Origin of the sequence: Chloroflexus sp. (assembly GCF_034434295.1) — a bacterium.
Taxonomy (GTDB): Bacteria; Chloroflexota; Chloroflexia; order Chloroflexales; family Chloroflexaceae; genus Chloroflexus.
Map to the genome: position 1 here is coordinate 1 of NZ_DAOTZQ010000014.1, position 17,799 is coordinate 17,799.

General features: G+C 55.2%; 10 protein-coding genes and 1 pseudogene. 8 read left to right on the forward strand and 3 right to left on the reverse strand.

Annotation, left to right across the window (positions count from 1 at the left end):
• A pseudogene (locus tag VAE57_RS02825) lies at nt 1–647 on the forward strand (hypothetical protein); the annotation flags it as partial.
• A 351-nt stretch (nt 648–998) separates the two neighbouring features.
• Here the strand turns inward: VAE57_RS02825 and VAE57_RS02830 are convergent.
• Complete coding sequence (locus VAE57_RS02830; protein ID WP_322820397.1) at nt 999–3,854, reverse strand: N-acetylmuramoyl-L-alanine amidase; 2,856 nt, start codon at nt 3,852–3,854, stop codon at nt 999–1,001.
• 1,050 nt (nt 3,855–4,904) lie between these two features.
• Between VAE57_RS02830 and VAE57_RS02835 the strand changes: the two genes are divergently transcribed.
• Both VAE57_RS02835 and VAE57_RS02840 read left to right on the forward strand, forming a co-directional pair.
• A complete protein-coding gene (locus VAE57_RS02835; RefSeq protein ID WP_322820398.1) occupies nt 4,905–7,535 on the forward strand; it encodes an ATP-binding protein in 2,631 nt (876 codons plus the stop codon).
• Complete coding sequence (locus VAE57_RS02840; protein WP_322820399.1) at nt 7,532–8,725, forward strand: hybrid sensor histidine kinase/response regulator; 1,194 nt, start codon at nt 7,532–7,534, stop codon at nt 8,723–8,725. Before VAE57_RS02835 ends, VAE57_RS02840 begins: the two co-directional genes overlap by 4 nt.
• A 180-nt stretch (nt 8,726–8,905) precedes the next feature.
• Here the strand turns inward: VAE57_RS02840 and VAE57_RS02845 are convergent, their stop codons facing one another.
• Both VAE57_RS02845 and VAE57_RS02850 read right to left on the reverse strand, forming a co-directional pair.
• Nucleotides 8,906–10,690, reverse strand: a complete 1,785-nt coding sequence (locus VAE57_RS02845; RefSeq protein WP_322820400.1) for an ABC transporter ATP-binding protein — start codon at nt 10,688–10,690, stop codon at nt 8,906–8,908.
• A gap of 138 nt (nt 10,691–10,828) precedes the next feature.
• A complete protein-coding gene (locus VAE57_RS02850) occupies nt 10,829–12,577 on the reverse strand; it encodes an ABC transporter ATP-binding protein (RefSeq protein WP_322820401.1) in 1,749 nt (582 codons plus the stop codon).
• A gap of 839 nt (nt 12,578–13,416) precedes the next feature.
• On the opposite strand from VAE57_RS02850, the gene pufB reads away from it, so the two are divergent.
• The 5 genes from pufB to VAE57_RS02875 all read left to right on the forward strand — a co-directional run bounded on the left by pufB (nt 13,417) and on the right by VAE57_RS02875 (nt 17,548).
• A complete protein-coding gene (gene pufB, locus VAE57_RS02855) occupies nt 13,417–13,578 on the forward strand; it encodes a light-harvesting antenna LH1, beta subunit (RefSeq protein WP_012257957.1) in 162 nt (53 codons plus the stop codon).
• A 27-nt stretch (nt 13,579–13,605) separates the two neighbouring features.
• Entirely contained in the window at nt 13,606–13,779 is a 174-nt protein-coding gene (gene pufA, locus VAE57_RS02860; RefSeq protein ID WP_322820402.1) for a light-harvesting antenna LH1, alpha subunit, read from the forward strand.
• Nucleotides 13,780–14,018: 239 nt separating this feature from the next.
• Nucleotides 14,019–15,263: a cytochrome c-554 Puf2C gene (puf2C, locus tag VAE57_RS02865; protein WP_322820403.1), complete on the forward strand. Its 1,245-nt coding sequence runs from the start codon at nt 14,019–14,021 to the stop codon at nt 15,261–15,263.
• Between the two features lie 72 nt (nt 15,264–15,335).
• A complete protein-coding gene (chlG, locus tag VAE57_RS02870; protein ID WP_322820404.1) occupies nt 15,336–16,259 on the forward strand; it encodes a chlorophyll synthase ChlG in 924 nt (307 codons plus the stop codon).
• A 29-nt stretch (nt 16,260–16,288) separates the two neighbouring features.
• The gene (locus VAE57_RS02875; RefSeq protein WP_322820405.1) at nt 16,289–17,548 is read left to right on the forward strand and encodes a geranylgeranyl diphosphate reductase; all 1,260 of its coding nucleotides are present in this window, start codon (nt 16,289–16,291) and stop codon (nt 17,546–17,548) included.
• Nucleotides 17,549–17,799 lie beyond the last annotated feature (251 nt).

Here is a 17,799-nt window from a genome sequence, read left to right on the forward strand (position 1 = left end):
AGGAAGACCGTGACCTTCCCCGTATCCATTTCGATGGTCATCTCTACCTTCCCTTGCTGGTGCAGGAAACGGACAAATTTAGTTCTATCCCGCCGGCGCTCAGGGAGAGCGAAGTGCGCTTCGTGCGCGACTTGAAGGACTTCTGGCAGAACGAGAAAGACAGTATGATGGCAGGAAAAGAAGTGTACGTGCTGCGCAACCTGAGCCGCGGCAAAGGGGTGGGCTTCTTCGAGAACAGCGGCTTTTACCCGGATTTCATTCTATGGGTAGTGGATACTCAACAACAAACACAACGTATCATCTTTGTTGAACCGCATGGCATGCGACATGCCAAAGCCTACATCCACGATGAGAAGGCCCGTCTGCACGAGCGGCTGCCAGAGCTGGCGGAAAAGCTGGCGAAAAAGCTGGCGGCAACAAGTAATCAAACACGCATATCCCTGGATGCGTACATTATTTCTGCTACACCCTACGAAGAACTCTATCAGCATTATGACGATGGTACCTGGGATCGCGGTAGGTTTGCGAACAAGCACATTCTTTTTCAAGAACGTAAGCAAGAGTATGACTACATTCAGATCTTGCTTTGCACCGGCTCAGACATCAACCAGCAGCAGACAGCAGGTCAAGACCAGCGTACCTTCTGAAGCAGCCCAAGTGCAAATCTCGGTTTTCTTCTCCGCCACACAGGTTCAGAAACAGCGGCACAGGCAACGTACATGATCCCGCATAACTTCTGCTTTATTAAGCGCAACGCAACGCGGATGTACGCGGGGCTGGCAGATGTGCGTCGATTTGCAATCAGCACAGGTGATCCACTGCTAACGACACGTATCGTGCGTGTCATCGTTAGGTCTCTGTGTAGGAGAGAGGGCGTACTGGAGCACGAGCCTTGCTCTGCGTCTCAGAATCCTGTTTTGATGCCCATCAAGCCGGTGAGACACCCAGACAACCTGGCATCCTGGCAGAACAACAGCGCCTCTACATCGCTACCCCACTCACTCGCGTGTCACCAGAGGAAGCATCACCTGATACACCGACACCCTGCTGTCAACCCGAAACTGAAGACTGACGACCTCAGACTCATTGCCATTGCTGTCGAACGCCTGATACCGCAGATGGTAGTCGCCATCAGCCAATGCTCCTATCTCAATAAACGGTTCGGTGGTTGTCACCCATGTCTCGCCATCCCAGGAGTAACGCAGCAGTGTGCTCCCACCACCCAGGTCCGAGGCACTCAACCGTAAACCGTCGAGACGCCGGAACAACGACCCAAGTATCTCACCACTGATCAGACCATCCCGCACCAGTTGAAAATCGCTTGCCCCCGGCTCCTTCACCCGATAGCCAACCGCTGCACTTCCATCGAGTTCAAAATACTTGACAGACAGGGTATGGAGGCCGGCCGTCAGCGTGATCGTACCGGTCAGCGTTCGGAGCGGATGCAAGCCGGTATCTGCCACGACCAACCGCTCGTTCACCCACAGCCATGCCCCATCATCACTGCTCAACTCGAAGGTGTATTCTCCGCTGACCGGCGCTACAAAGGTTCGTGTCTGTTCAATCAGGAAGTGATTGTTGCGCTCAGGTACCGGCCCTCCGTCTCCCCACTCGCGTAGGTCACCATACCAGACAAAACTCCCCAACAAGGCACCGCGGCGAATCGAGAGCGGGTTCTGGGTGCGGGCCAGCAGGCGTTCAGGTGTATTGGCTAACTCATAGACCATCGCCAGCGGTTGGAACAACCCGGTATAGCGGGTGATCTGCGGAGGTTGACGTTCCGGCGTGATCGTAATTTGTTGTTCGGCTTGCGCAAGCGCGACGTAGCTGACATACTCGTGAATCGCGCCGGCCCGCAATGTTACCACGCCCGGCGTGCGAAAACGCACGTAGCCGACAATAGTTTGCGTCTGACCGGGATCGAGACGGCCACTGATCCCCCACCGCCACGGATAGCCACCTGTCTCACCGGCACAGGGCATAGTACGATCTTGCGGGCCTAACATGACGCGGAAACGACCTGCCTCTTTCGGAAAGGTGGGATAGTCCTGGTTTGCCGCACCGAGAAAACATTCGCCTTCATCATAGACGTAGCCATCACGTTCGAACTGATCGCTACTCAGGTCGAACACACTCCCACCCTGGGGGTCTTGACCGTAAATCGGTTCAGAACCGACATTGCGGACGGTAAAGCGCACCGGCAACACCTCACCGGCGGCAATCGTCGTTGCGCCATATTCAACGGCCACCAGTTCCATGCGCTGGCGAGAGGTGTCAATCGGCTGCCATTGCACAGCATCAAACAACACGGCACGCTGACTACTGAGCGGTTCGCCGGTGAGGTCTGAGAGAGAAATACTGGCGGTACTGGCAGCAACATTGTAGGTACCAAGATCGATCCAGCCAGTTTGAGTGGCCTGATTGACAACCCGTTCCACCACGCCACCGGCTGTCGTAATACGGTACCGCACCTGTTGACTTACATTCAGCCCAGCACAACCGGCTGGCACGTGGACTAAAACCCGGTAGACACCAGAGGCCGGTAAATTGGGGCGCCAGGTTGCGAAGTTTGTGCTTTCGGACTGTTTATCGGTCGCAAAGGTATACAGTGTCGTGCCGCCGTATCCGCATGCCATCTGATACCAGTTCGCGTTGCTGCGGGTAAATCCACTCTCATGTTCTTCCACAATCAGATCGCCATTGTCGGGCTGACTTTCACCTGTCAGCCGCGCCTGGACACGCTGCCGAATCTGCGGCAGTAGATTGAAGAGGGCATCACCCGGACACGTGGTATGCCCCGGTGTCACCTGGCGATGACCACTGATATGGTCAATCACTGCACCGGGATTGAACGGTGCGCAGAAGCGGGAGATCGAACAGCCATAGTAGAAACTGCGCCCAAGCGGATCGATCCGCTTCTGATCGGCCTTCCATGCCAATAGTGCCACCAGTGAGTCAATAGCCGCGGCAGTAGGTGCCACACTGCTATACGTACCGATGAGCGAAACGCCCAGCGAACCATAGTTGGCCGTATCGTGAAAACCAACAACATCATCACCACCGGCCCGCCCCTCGTAGATAACCCCATTCGGATCGATCAGGTAGTTGTAGCCAATATCGCCCCAGCCCCGTGTGTACGTATGGAATGACCAGATTGCACGCACCCGATCAGCCCAGGTCTGACCTTCGGCCAGAGTGTTGGAGTCGGCAGTGTGATGAATCACCAGATGGCGTACCGGATAGTAGGCTGGTGGCGCCAGTGGGCTGGTTTGGCCGTGAGGATTGCCCCACGCCGTCCGACTGACAACCGGTGGACGGGCAACTGCCGCCGGCTCGCCGGACATCGTCGCGGTTGGTGCTGCGGGACCAAAACGACTATCTACTGTACTCACGAGGAGCGAACGGAATGTGGATGACGCCGAAGGCACATCTACGCGCACCTGATACCAGTGCCGGGCAGCACCGACATAGACCATCTCGCTCCAGTGCAGATCGGGGCCATCCGCAGGTTGCCACAACTCATCATCTTCCTGCACCTCGTACCAGTCGCTCCAGACCACACCATCGGCACTGACCCGCAAGGTCAGTCGTGGATTGAGGTCGGGGGCTGCCGACCAACGCAGCAGCATGTGGGTAAATGAACGCGGGGTCGGCGTCGGTGGGGTGAGGAACCCGTCAGTAGCCGGCAACAATGGCAGTGTATCACCCGGCGCAACGGTTTGATCGGTTACAAAGAGTTGTTCATCAGGTCGTCCATCAGCAGTTCGTTCCAACCCTGCCGATCTTGCCGACCATGGTAACATCAGCGCCCAGAGGAGGCCGATACAGATCACGAGACGAAACCAGGAAGTCATCGCACACCTCGGCGATAAGAATAGCTTCTCCATCAATCATACTAACGATACTGCGTCGTAAAAGGCGAGCAGTCTGGGTGACGAAATGATGACAGACTGGAAGGGATCCCATGCATCTGTGATGGACTTCCCAGGAGAGTTCGCACTAGAACTTATTTCAAACCCAAGTTGCTACCTTTATCACCACAGAGGCACGGAGGACACAGAGAATGGGCATAACCCGCGTTGCCACCTTAGAGTCTGACATAGCACATCGATGGAACCTGGCTGCTACCTGCATAGTTCATACAGGTACGCTCCACGGTGTTGTGTACAGCGTCGTACCGTTCATCATAGCAGTCAACCTCACGTGGCCTGCTCACGGCGTAGGTGGCAACTTAGGTTATTTCATAAAAAGCTGTGCTGTTATGCTCCCAGACGGTCGCACAGGCGCATGCACGCTTGCCAATCACCAAAGACAGCCTACCACTCCTGGCTCGCTGGCAGAGTACAGCTCCGGTCGTGCCATCAACTCGCTGAATTGGTTGCCTTGCCCGTTCGCCATGTGTGTGTCGCGGCGTTTGGAGTGCGGCAGCCATGCTGCCGCAGCAGCTGTACCCACGATCCGGCGTGTGGCACACCGTTGACTCTCCTGGTCACGGAAATACTGGGTGTGATCGTCACGATCATGGAGTCGGTCAGTAATGAATAAGATAACTTCTAGTAAATGTTTTTTGAAACAGGTTCTACGCAGCCCAGGCTTTCGACCTACGCCAGCACAAAGACCTTGCGCTTCTGACCTCCATACAGCATGTGTTTAGCCCGTGCCAACGTGTATATCATTCCACAGATAGGTGAACCGTCTCACTACGGCCTGTCTCACTTAGAACTTATTTCATCAAAGTTGTGCTATCGTGATCATGGAGGCTGCCCGTAACGAATGAGATAACTTCTACTGTAAGGCATCCGTCATCTCGTGATAATTGCGATTTACGCCACTTTCTGCTACCATACACAACGATTTCATAACCAATAGCCGTGACACGGTTACCAACATAGTTGTGTGCATCCATGATGAATGCTATTCGCTCAAGCATACAGCTCAAAATCCTGCTCTTGCTGCTCGGTCTGGCCTTACCACCACTGATTATCGTTGGATGGCTCGGACTGAGCAGTTTGAATATTGCCCGTGAAACGGCTGTCGTCGAGGGCACAAACGCCCTCCGCCAGCAGGCAACTGCTAGCCTGCGCCAACGTGCCACTGACAAGGCCCAGTTTTACGATGCATCGCTTACCGGTGTCCAGCAACAGGTGGAAACTGTTGCCGGTTACGCCCTGCAACGCTACAACACACCGGTAGTCGCGTTCAGCAACGAGCGGGTCTGGATAGCACCCCGCCCCAGCGAAGACCTGTTGCGAACCTACGCTGCCGAAGTCGGGTATGTGCGCCGCGTTATCCCTCTCTTGCGAGAAATCGTGGCTAATAACCCACTGGTTAACATTGGCTATATCGCGCTGGAAACGGGAGGCATTATTGCCTTTGACAATGAAGCCGTCATTGATCAGTTGTTAACCCTCGAATCGTTCGATCCGCGAGTACGACCGTGGTACGTCAAAGCCCGTGACGCCGGTACAACGGTGTGGACGGAACCGTATGTTGATGCTAACACCGGCTTACTGGCTACAACCTGCGCCAGTCCGTTATACGATGAACAGGGTCAATTCATCGGTGTTGTTGCCTTCGATCTCCTGCTCGAAACGATTCAACAAGACCTGTTAACGGTTGATGTTGGTTCGAGCGGGTATGCGCTGCTCATCAATGCGAATGGCGATGTTGTGGTTCGGCCAAACATGCAAGCGAATGGACGCTGGGATCAGCCATACCAGACTGAAAACCTGCTCAATGCAACCAACACCGACCTCCGGGCCGTTGCCGAGCAGATGGTGGCGCGGCAATCAGGCGTGCAACTCATTCAGGAAGATGGGCAGGCCAGCTACGTGGCTTATGCCCCCATCACAACTGCCGGCTGGAGTGTAGCACTGGTCATACCCGCCAACGAGATTGATGCACCGGCAATCGCCACCGGTCATCGTCTCAGCGAGAGCCAGAGCCGATTGTGGAATCAGCTTGTTGCAGTCTTGTTGATGATTATCGTTACGATTGGCTTTCTCGGACTCTTGCTATCGCTCTCATTCACCAGTCGGATCAGCGTCCTCCGCGAGGGCGTGCAGGCGGTCGCGGGTGGCGATCTCTCGCGACGCTTGCCCGTAGCCGGAATTGACGAGATCGGGCAACTGGTTGACGCCTTCAACCGCATGACCGATACGCTGCAGAGCAAAATTGTCGAGCTGGAAGAAAATGCCCGTCAACTCGCCACCCTCAATGCCGTCTCCAATGAATTAAAAAGCATTCTCTCCTGGCCGATCTTGCTGGAAACTATCCCAAAAGTGGTGTGTGAGCGATTTGGCTTTGACAGGGCGGTACTGTATCTGGTTGACGGTGATGTCTTGCGGGCTGTAAGTGCTTCGTTCGGTCCTGGAAATGAAGATCAGGCACAGCAGTTTCTCGCGGTTGCCAACGCGCATCCACTGCGGGTAGACGGTGGCAGTGTCGAAGCAGATGTTGTGCGGAGCCGGAAAGCTATCATTGTTGATAATCCCTGGGAACATCCGCGGGTTGACAAGATCAAACAAGCTGCCTCAGCCAGTCGTTCGTATGTCCAGGCCCCTATCTTTGGTCGCAACGATGCGGTGATCGGGATTATTTCAGCAGATTACAAACTGAGTCAGCGTCCGGTGCAGGCACGCGATGCCGCCCAACTGCTGACCTTTGCCAGCATGGTTGGCCTGACGATTGAGAATGTGCAGCTCTACAACGACCTTGAGCAACAGGTAGCACGACGAACCGAAGAGCTACGGGTGGCGTTAGAACGGGCACAACTGGCCGACCGACGCAAGAGCGATTTTCTGGCCAGTATCAGCCATGAGCTTCGCACACCGCTGAATGCCATCATTGGCTTTTCTACCGTGTTACTCGATGATACCGAACAGCCGTTAACCCCGACGCAGCGCGAAGACATCCAGAGCATCAACCGTAATGGGCACTTCCTGCTTCATCTCATCAATGAATTACTTGACCTGGCCCGCATCGAAGCCGGTCATCTCAATCTGGAAATTAGCAGTGTCAACCTCTACCATATTACGAGCGAGGTCTGTGATACCGTCCAGACGCTGCTGAGAAACCGACCGGTAACATTGCGTAATGCAGTCCCGGTCACCTTACCCGACATCGCCGCTGATAGTGATCGACTCCGGCAAATTCTGTTTAATCTCCTCTCGAATGCTATCAAGTTTACAGAACGTGGTACTATTACAGTAAGCGCACGAGTGCATGATGAAGTAAGTGAAGACGGAAAAGTCGGGCGGTATGTTGCGGTCAGCGTATCAGATACCGGCATCGGGATACCGCTGGAACGACAACACGAGATCTTCAGCGAATTTGTTCAGATACATGGTCGCCGATCACGGCTCAGCGGTACCGGTTTAGGATTGGCGATCACGCACAAATTAGTGCTGGCTCAGGGGGGAAGAATTTGGGTCGATAGTACACCAGGAATTGGTTCAACATTTACCTTCACGATACCGGTTGCGCAACCGGCATTGCTGGCCACGCCGGTGAACATTGACACGACGACACCATGAACCAGTTGCCACAAATCCTGTACATTGAAGATAATCCAGACAATCAACGTCTGGTTCAGCGAGTACTCAGCGCCCGCGGCTATCAGGTTGTCATTGCAGAAGACGGACCGGGTGGTCTTGCCCTTGCCCGCACGACACATCCGGCACTGGTGCTGGTCGATCTCGGCATCCCCGGTCTCGATGGCTACGAAACAACAACCCGCCTGCGTTCACTGGCCCACATGCACAATGTGCCGATTATCGCCCTGACCGCAGATGCCTCACCCGGATCACGCGAACGAGCCTTAGTTGCCGGCTGCGATGGGTATCTGAGTAAGCCGATTGATGCTCGTGCGCTGCCGGCGCAGATCGCCGAATTCATTGAGGGGCGCCGCGAATGCTTGCCGGAAGTCATGGAGACGGAGCTGTTACGCTCGTACAACCAGAAGCTGGTCGAGCGGCTTGAAGCGCGGGTACGTGAACTGACACTGGCCAACGCTCAATTGCAAGACCTCGACCGGATGAAGGATCAGTTCCTGGCAACCCTCTCGCACGAACTACGCACCCCCCTCACGTCGCTCCTTGGCTATCTCGAACTCTTCGACCGCGGCATGCTGGGTCCGCTCACACCACAGCAGGAAGAAGCGGTTCGCGTCATGCGTCGCAGCAGCGAGGTCTTAGCCCGCCAGCTCAACAACCTGCTCTACTTTCAGGAGGTACGCAGTCGGTCACTCAATTTTGTGCAATTACAGCCCCTCGATATTCTGCGTCCGCTCATCGCCGCCGCCCGCGAACGGGCGGCTCAGGCGCAATTGCAGTTCGATGTTCTCCTTTCAGAGATGCAGCCGATTGAAGTTGATCGCTCGGCATTTGAACATTTGTTACGCAATCTCCTCGAAAACGCCTTCCAATACACCAAACCCGGTGGGCGAGTTCGGTTCATTGTCCGTGATGAACCAACCCGCCTGATCATTCGGGTCGAAGATACCGGGATCGGCATTCCTGCCGGCGAGCACGAAAAAATCTTCCTCCCATTCTACCAGGTTGATCATTCGCTGGCTCGTGAATATCCCGGCAGTGGGCTTGGGCTGGCGATTGTACGCCATATCGTCGAAGCGCACGGTGGTCAGATCGCGCTGCGGAGCGCCCCTGGCGAGGGAAGTGCGTTTACGGTGGCTATCCCGCGCCGACAGGTAGCAACAAGTGGTTGATTGTTCACCACCGAAACACAGCGAGCACAGAGGGTTTTGTCAGAGTCTCTGTGTCCTTTGTGCCTCTGTGAAGACCTGATTCCTGGCGAGCGGCTGTGAATATCACCACCGAGACACAGCGAGCACAGAGGGTTTTGTCAGAGTCTCTGTGTCCTCTGTGCCTCCGCGATGAACACCCACCTACCTATCCATTCCGGCAAACTGCAACTGATACAGGCGGTAGTAATAACCATGCCGCGCCAGCAGCTCATCATGGGTTCCGTCCTCAACCACTCGTCCCTTATGCAGCACGATAATCCGATCAACGTGGCGAATGGTGCTCAGGCGATGGGCAATGATGATGCTCGTGCGGCCCCGCATCAATCGCGCTAGCGCCTCCTGGATAAGAGCTTCGGTCTCGGTATCAACACTGCTGGTTGCTTCATCGAGAATCAGCAATACTTCGGGGTTAAAGGCAATGGCTCTGGCAAAGGCCAGTAACTGGCGTTGACCGATAGAGAGATTCGCTCCCCGTTCGCGCACTTCGTGGTTGTAGCCACCCGGCAGCCGTTCGATAAACCGGTGGGCGCCGACCAGTTCGGCAGCGGCCCGTACCTGCTCGTCACTGATTGCGCTATTGTGCAGGCGAATATTGCTGGCGATAGTCCCACTGAAACAGACCGGGTCCTGCGGTACTGCTGCAACGTGCCGCCGTAATTCGGCCTGGGGCAGATCGCGAATGTCGATCCCATCGAGCGTGATACTGCCCTGCTGCACATCGTAGAACCGGGCCAGCAGCCCGACCAGCGAACTCTTGCCGGCACCGGTCGCGCCAACGATAGCAACCGATTGTCCGGCAGGAATATGCAGACTGATCCCGCATAACACGGGTTCCTGCGGATTGTAGCCAAACACGACATTGCGCAACTCGATCTCGCCCCGTACCGGCGTCGGCAAGGTACGGGGTTGCACCGGGTCGCGTACCTCAGCCTGTGTATCGAGCACCGCAAAAATCCGCTCTGCCGATGCCATGGCCGACTGCAAGACAGTGTACCGTTCAGCCAGATTACGGATGGGTTGAAAGGCCCGTTCGAGGTATTGAATAAACGCTACCAGCATACCCAGCGATGCCCAACCGGCCAGCACACCGTTGCCACCGCCCCACAGCAGTGCTGCCGTACCAATGGCGGCCAGCAGGTTAACCGATGGGATAAAGATAGCGAAGATCAGCACTGAACGGATGTTGGCCTGCATGTAGTCATCACTCAGACGGGCAAACGCTACCCGACTGCGTGCTTCGCCGTTGAAGAGCTGGGTCACCAGGATACCACTGATCTGCTCGCTGAGGAAGGCATTGATCCGGGCCAGGCGCTGCCGTACCAGGCGATATGCCGCACGCATAAAGCGCTGGTAGATGGAAACGATCAGCATCAAGACGGGCAACGTGGCCAGACTGATCAGGGCCAGACGCCAGTTCAGCACAAACATCACCACAATAATCCCGATCAGGGTCAGCAGATCGGCCACAATCATCACCACACCCTGAGTTAGGAATTCGTTGAGCGCATCAACATCATTGGTAATGCGCGTGATCAACCGTCCTACCGGGTTGCGATTGAAGAACGAGAGGCTCATGTACTGAATGTGACGAAAGATCGCAACCCGCAAATCCTTCATCACCTGCTGACCAACGCTGTTGATGAAGTAGGAATGGCTATAGCGAAACAGAAAATTGGCCAGCAACGCGCCAAGGAAGGCGACAAAGTAGGGCCAGACGCCATCAATGACTCCAGCACTAATCGGGCCATCGATAGCCTGTTGGATCAACAGCGGTGGTACCAGATCAGAGAGGATCGCTCCGATCAACAGCACAATTGCAACACCTAGCCGCCCCCAATAGGGAATAACATAGGTTGCCAGGCGACGCACCAAACGACCATCGTAGGCTTTGCCGAGAATTGTGTCATCATCAAACTGATGTGCCACCCTGAACTCCTTATAACTGAAAACACGCCAGACCTGCTTAGCACCTATCCAGATATGCCCCAGCGAGTCTCCGTGATGATTATGAAGGCAATGCCTTTCCCCCATCCCGGAGGATTCTGTTGACAAATTCTGAACCTGCTAATCATCACGTTCCAGCTCAGCGGCGAGCAACTCGCGGCGATACATAGCAGCGTAACGTCCATTACGGGCAAGCAGTTCCTGATGCGAACCACGTTCAACAATCTGACCTTCGTCCAGCACAATGATCTGGTCGGCATCACGCACGGTAGCAATCCGCTGGGCAATAATGATAGTCGTCCGACCGGTCATCTCGGCGCGAAGGCCGGCCAAAATCTGGGCCGCCGTGTGGGTATCAACACTACTCAAGGCATCATCGAGAACCAGAATCCGGGGATCGCGCATTAAGGCACGGGCAATCGCAACCCGTTGTTTCTGCCCGCCAGACAACGTTACCCCTCGTTCACCTACCATTGTCTCCATACCACCGGGTAACTGGTCCAGATCATTCACCAGACGAGAGACCTCAACCACGTGATTGAGGCGATCGAGATCAATTGTTTCAACGCCAAACCCAATGTTCTCGCGCAACGGCACACTGAAGAGGAAACTCTCCTGTGGCACATAGCCAATCATTCGTCGAAGCGCAGCCAGATCGAGATCACGGACATCAATCCCATCGACCAACACCTGCCCGACATCAGGATCGCGCACACGACCCAGAAGATTGATCAACGTCGTCTTCCCGGCACCGGTAGCGCCAACGATTGCCAGCACCGTACCTGCCGGCACCCGGAACGACAGATTGCGCAGCAGCCATTGCTGATCGGAATGGCCGGCCCGCACACCCACACCGCGAAACTCAATTTCGCCCTCGCCGGCAGGCAGACGTGGCGTTACCGGCGAGGTAATCAGCGGTTGACGGCGCAGAATGTCTCGTAACCGTTCGAGCGAAGCAGTTGCCTGTTGAAATAGATTGACCATCCAGCCCAGAATGATCATCGGGAAGGCCAGCAGCGCCAGATACGCATTGAACTGCACCAGCTCACCGATGGTCAGCGTCCCGGCAGCTACCATTTGCCCACCAACCAGCAAAATCAACGCCGAGATCAGACCGAGACAGAGCGTCATGGCCGGCCACAACGCACCCGACAGCAGCACATAGCGTAGATTCAGATCACGGTACCGCTCGTTATCAGCGGTAAACACCGCAATCTCAGCCTCTTCCTGAGCAAAGGCTTTCACCGTGCGAATACCGGCAAAATTCTCTTGGGCACGAGTCGACAGCACACCAAACTGATCCTGCACCCGATGAAAAATCTGGCGCATCCGGCCACCGATAGCGACAAACACAATTGTTGCCAACGGCAACAACAAGACCACAATCAATGCCAGCACTGGCTGAACCAGAAACATTAGCACAGCGGCAGCCAGAAAGGTCAGAATCGCAGTAGCGGCACCATTAAGTCCAGGACCAAGAAACTGACGAACTGCACTCAAATCGTTTGTCAGACGCGCCATCAGATCGCCAGTGTAATGTTGCTGATAAAACATCTGTTCAAACGACAACAGACGATCAAACAGATCGGCACGCAGATCGTTCTCAATCCGATACGACGTCACTGCAATTAGCATACGCTGGGCAAATTTCAGGCCACCATCAATGAGAGCCAGACCGATCAGTGCGCCACCAAACCAGATCAATTCCAGTGGAACGATAGTGCCGTTGGCGACCCGATCTACTGCCAGACGCAAAACCAGCGGAGCGAGAGCGCTTACCGATGCACCAAGGGCTGCTGCCAGCAAGCCGAGGAGCAACCGGCGACGATAACGATGTAGATACGGTAACAACAGACGCAGGTGGTGCATAGCAACTCCTGACAAGACAAATATCGTCATAGCAGTATAACTGGTCTGGCGAGAAATTGGCGTCAGTCGCAGGATGGAAGTTCTTTTCAGGAAACCATGCATGAATGATGAAGATGGTAGGGCACAAAAAATTCAGCACTTGCACCTATGCAATCAGAAGACTGCCGTGACGCAAGACATCCATACTCAACTAGAACTTAATTTCGTAAAAATCTGTGCGGTCATGCTACCCGACCATCGCACAAGCGAAGGGCTGACGATCATCCCTAGCCAATACCATCACTGATTGGATGGGTGGCCTTGCCCGTTCGTCAGGCGTGTGTCGCGGAGTTTGGAGTGCGGCAGCGTGGCTGCCGCATCAGCCACGCTCACGATCATGCGCGTGTTACGCCGTTTACCCTGCTGGTCACGGGGATACGGTATGTGCTCGTCACGATCATGGAGTCGGTCAGTATTGAGATAACTTCTAGCAACCCAATAAGGCATCGCTGGGATTCAGGGCTACCCAGCCGTAACATCACGCAGGTACGCTCCGAATCAACCGAATCATCGACCAACAACATCTGTACGCACCCAACCCAAAGCAGTTACAGGCATTTGAAACAACCTGCTTACTGAGCACGGAATACCAGAAGAATCGCAACCTGGGATTGTCTTTTTTCTTAAAAGCAACGGATTGACATTTTTCTTTGATTTCTATATAATTTAAGCAACACACCGCCGTTGCATGGTCTTCAACGAATACCGCTGAAGGGCGCTTACGATAGCGGCAGTTTCGCAGGAGACCAGCCGGGTGTCAGTCACAATTTCGCCGGTAGCAGAAGAGTGGAGGTTCGCCCATGCGCGACGACGATGATCTGGTTCCACCAAAATGGCGTCCGCTGTTTAACAACCAGGACTGGCTGCTGCACGACATCGTAGTGAAGTCGTTCTACGGCTTTGGTGTCATTGCAGCCATTGCCCACCTGCTGGTCTATCTCTGGAAACCGTGGCTTCCTTAGATTATGTAGAGTGAGGAGGGACTATTCATGCAGCCTCGCAGCCCGGTGCGGACGAATATCGTCATTTTTACTATTCTCGGTTTTGTGGTGGCGCTGCTTATCCACTTCATCGTTCTGAGCAGCCCAGAGTACAACTGGCTGTCGAATGCCGGAGGCGGTGCTCTGCTGTTAAGCGCAGCGCGTGCGCTGTTCGGGATTTGACCGATGGCGGGCCGGCCACGGCTCGCGTGAGACGGCAACCGCCAGCAGCGTCACTGCTGGCGGTTGTTGTTCGCAGGCGACGGAGATTCGGCGTTTTTGCACATAAATAAAAAATTGACCTCACAAAACAATTCGTGTATACTTTATATAGTCAGGGGCGGCGTCGCCCTTCCGCCGCAATCTCGCGCTTGCATCGGCTCCGATAATATCGGTTCGCCGATCTGGATCAGGAGAGGCCCATGCAATCGTCACGACCAAGTGATCGGCAATTGGCGATCGTTGTTTCGGTGGCGGTGGGAATCGTTGTCGCGGTCATTACAACGGCTACCTTCTGGTGGGTATACGATTTGACATTAGGCCGTGCGCAACGGGTGGCCGCACAAACAGCCGGTGCCCGCTGGAGTCCAAGTGATGGGATTAAAGTTATCACCAGCTCACCTGCGGTCACTCCCACCGATGGCCGCCAGAACTGGATGGGTAGGCAGGCATGGAACGAAGGAGTACAGGCTGGTCAGGCCTGGATCCAGCAGTATCCAAATACGGTAAATGTCCAGGTGCTGGTTGGGATGAGTTCAGCGCAAGTCTGGACGTACATGCAGCAGTATGTTTCGGGCGCTCTTGGCGTTGGTTGTCAATATTGTCACAACATCAACAACTTTTCCAGTGATGAATATCCGCAGAAGGTTGCGGCCCGAAACATGTTGCGTCTGGTACGTGACGTAAATGCAGAGTTCATTGTCAACCTCCCCAACTGGCAGGGGAATTATGTCCAGTGCGCAACCTGTCATAACAATGCACCTAATAATCTTGAGGGGTTTGGTACTCAATTTATCAATTCAGTGCCACCGATTAAGGTAACAGTCGATCCGCTTGATACCAATGGAATGGCGATCCTCGACCCGGCGCAGAAGCCCGAAGCGATTCGCGAGCCGGTACTGCTCAAAGATGCCATTCTCTTCTATATTTACAATTATCAGGTCTGGAAGCCATTCGATCCCAATGAGCCCGAAAGTGGGCGTGGTTCACTTGCCCTGACCTATGATGGCGGCCGCACGCAGGATCAGGTGACCATTAACCAGAACGTGATGAACTATCAGGCCTGGTCGCTTGGGGTTGGCTGTACGTTCTGTCACAACTCGCGTAACTTTGCGGCCTATGAGCTGAATCCGGCCGGCGATAATGTCCTTAATCCGGTGTACGCCTACAATAAGTTGAAAGCACAACGCATGTTGCTGCTGACAACCTGGCTGGCCGAGAACTGGCCACGCTACGGCGCGATTGCTAAACCGGAAATTCCTACCGGTAGTGGTGCAGCCAGCCGCTATTCGTACCAGCGTCTGGGCGATGGTCAGATTTACAATGTGCCCGGCTGTTACACCTGCCACCGGGGGAACAATATCCCACTGGCGTCGATCAATCAGGCCAATATTCCATCTGGTGATGCAGGGACTGTTGTCTTGCCACCTCAACTTCGTGGACGGTAAACGATCGTGTTGAAGGGGGCGCAAAGCGCCCCCGCGCCATCAATGCGCTAGAGAGCGTTTCCCATGAGCGACATGAGCGATCAAACCAGGCTATCTTCTCCTCCGTCGCTACCCCTGCACAAACAGCCCCAATCGCGCCATGCATGGTTGGTGCGTTCAATCCAGTTGATGAAACCGGTCACCTGGTTTGCACCAACCTGGGCCTTTATGTGCGGCGCTATTGCCAGCGGTGCCCTGGGCTGGAACGAGTCGATTGGCCGCCTGCTCCTTGGGATGTTCATGGCCGGCCCTATCCTGTGTGGCCTGTCGCAAGTCGTCAACGATTACGCCGACCGTGAGGTAGATGCGATTAATGAGCCACATCGCCTCATTCCTTCGGGGCAGGTCTCATTACGGCACGTCTATATTTTGACCGCTGTCCTCACCTGGATTGGAGCGAGTATTGCTCTCTTCCTGGGGCGACAGGTTGCTTTTTTTGTCGCACTGGGCCTGGTTTTCGCGCTGGCCTACAGTTTGCGGCCAATCCGGGGCAAGCGCAATGGCTGGATCGGTAACGCACTGGTAGCCATCTCTTACGAAGGTCTGGCATGGATGGCTGGTCACGCCGCATTTGCCCCGCTGACCGGTGAGAGTGTGACGATTGCCCTCCTCTATTCGCTCGGTGCACACGGTATTATGACTGTCAATGATTTTAAGAGCATCCGTGGCGATACCATCATGGGCATCCGTTCGATACCGGTACAGTACGGCAAGGTGATGGCTGCGCGGATGGTCGTGACAACCATGGGGGTGGCGCAGATTGCGGTGATCGGGTTGCTCTTCCATTGGGGCCATCCGGTTGCGGCAACGGTTGTCGCGATCTTACTAGCAGCGCAGAGTATTCCTAACGCCCGCTTTATCCGTGACCCTGAAAACAATGAGGTCTTCTTCAACGCGACCGCGATTATGCTCTATGTCTGGGGCATGTTGGCGGCGGCGATTGGTCTGGCAGCTTGACGGGCTTGTGCCCCTAGAGGTGGGTTGGAATGGCACCACGGGTTCTGATTGTTGGCGCATCGGTAGGCGGAGCGACCGCAGCAATTACGCTGCGGTCGTTCGGTATCGAGACCATCATGCTTGAAAAGGAGTTGAGTAAGGCGAAGCCGTGTGGTGGTGCAGTACCACCAGCCGCCTTTCGTGAATTCGATCTCCCGACCAGTCTGATTGATCGCAAAGTAAAGCAGTGTATGATCGTGTCGCCGTCGGGACAGGAGACACGTGTACCGGTAGCCGGCACGATCCCCAGTGACGATGACTACGTCGCTATGGTGCGGCGCGAAGTCTTTGATAGCTTTTTGCGGCAACGCGCCCAAGAACGTGGCGCCGAGCTGATCCATGCTCAGTTAACCGGTTTGCGGGTTGACCGGCGTGGAGTTGTTGCCACTTACCGCACGCCATCCGGTCGCGAAGGTTCGGTCTGGGCCGATGTAGTTATCGGCGCCGATGGTGCCTATTCGCCAACGGCGAAGTTTCTCGGCTTACCGCATCTTCCCCGCGCAGTGGCCATTCAAGAGCGGATTAAACTCCCACCAGACAAGATGGCGCACTGGGAGGAGACGGCTGACCTGTATCTCGGTTATGAAGTTAGTCCCGATCTGTACGCCTGGGCTTTCCCCAAGCGTGACCATATCGCCGTAGGTATCGGTGCCGGCCCGCATCATAGTACCGCAGCAAAACAGTTGTTGACGAACCTCAAGCGCCGGCTTGGTGATGCCCTGGCCGGTGGGCAGACAATCCTGCGCGAGGCGCACGCACTGCCGATGGAGCCTCGGCCACATATGGCATTTGACCGTGCCATGCTGATCGGGGATGCCGCCGGGTTGGTCGTACATACCTCCGGTGAAGGTATCTACTGGGCAATGAAGAGTGGTCAGATGGCAGCCCAAACATTGGCCGAGTATCTCGATGCTCCCAGTGCAGCAAACCTGCGCCACTACGAACGGCGCTGGTGGAAACAGTACGGTACGATGTACCGCTTCTTGCGCTTTTTGCAGATGTGGGGTTACGGTAACGAGCGGCAGATGGAGGTATTTACCGAAATGTGCCGTAATTACGATGTGCAACGCTTAACCTTCGACAGCTATATGCACAAACAGATGGCCCCTGCGCCCTGGCTGGCCCAGTTGCGGATGACTGCCGAGATTATTGCCAGTGAGGTTCGTAATTATCTCCGCCCACGGACGCCAATACGAGAACAGTTGGGTTTGACAGTGGTAGAAAAAGGGCGTATGGTCGCCGCAGATTAGTTAGTAGGGGCGGGTGCCCAACTCCCCGTGCCTACTCCGTGCCAACCTCGTTACGGCGGTAGGGGCGGGTGCCCAACCCGCCCCGCACCAACCCACCCGTGCCCGACCTGCCCTGTTACGGTAGCTATGCGTTACCCACTTGTCACACAGCAGCCGATATGACGCCTCATATCTCATCATCATGGATACGGTGCATCATCCGTCACGCACACCGTATGGTCAGGCGATTAACGATACCTCGCTGCGTTAGG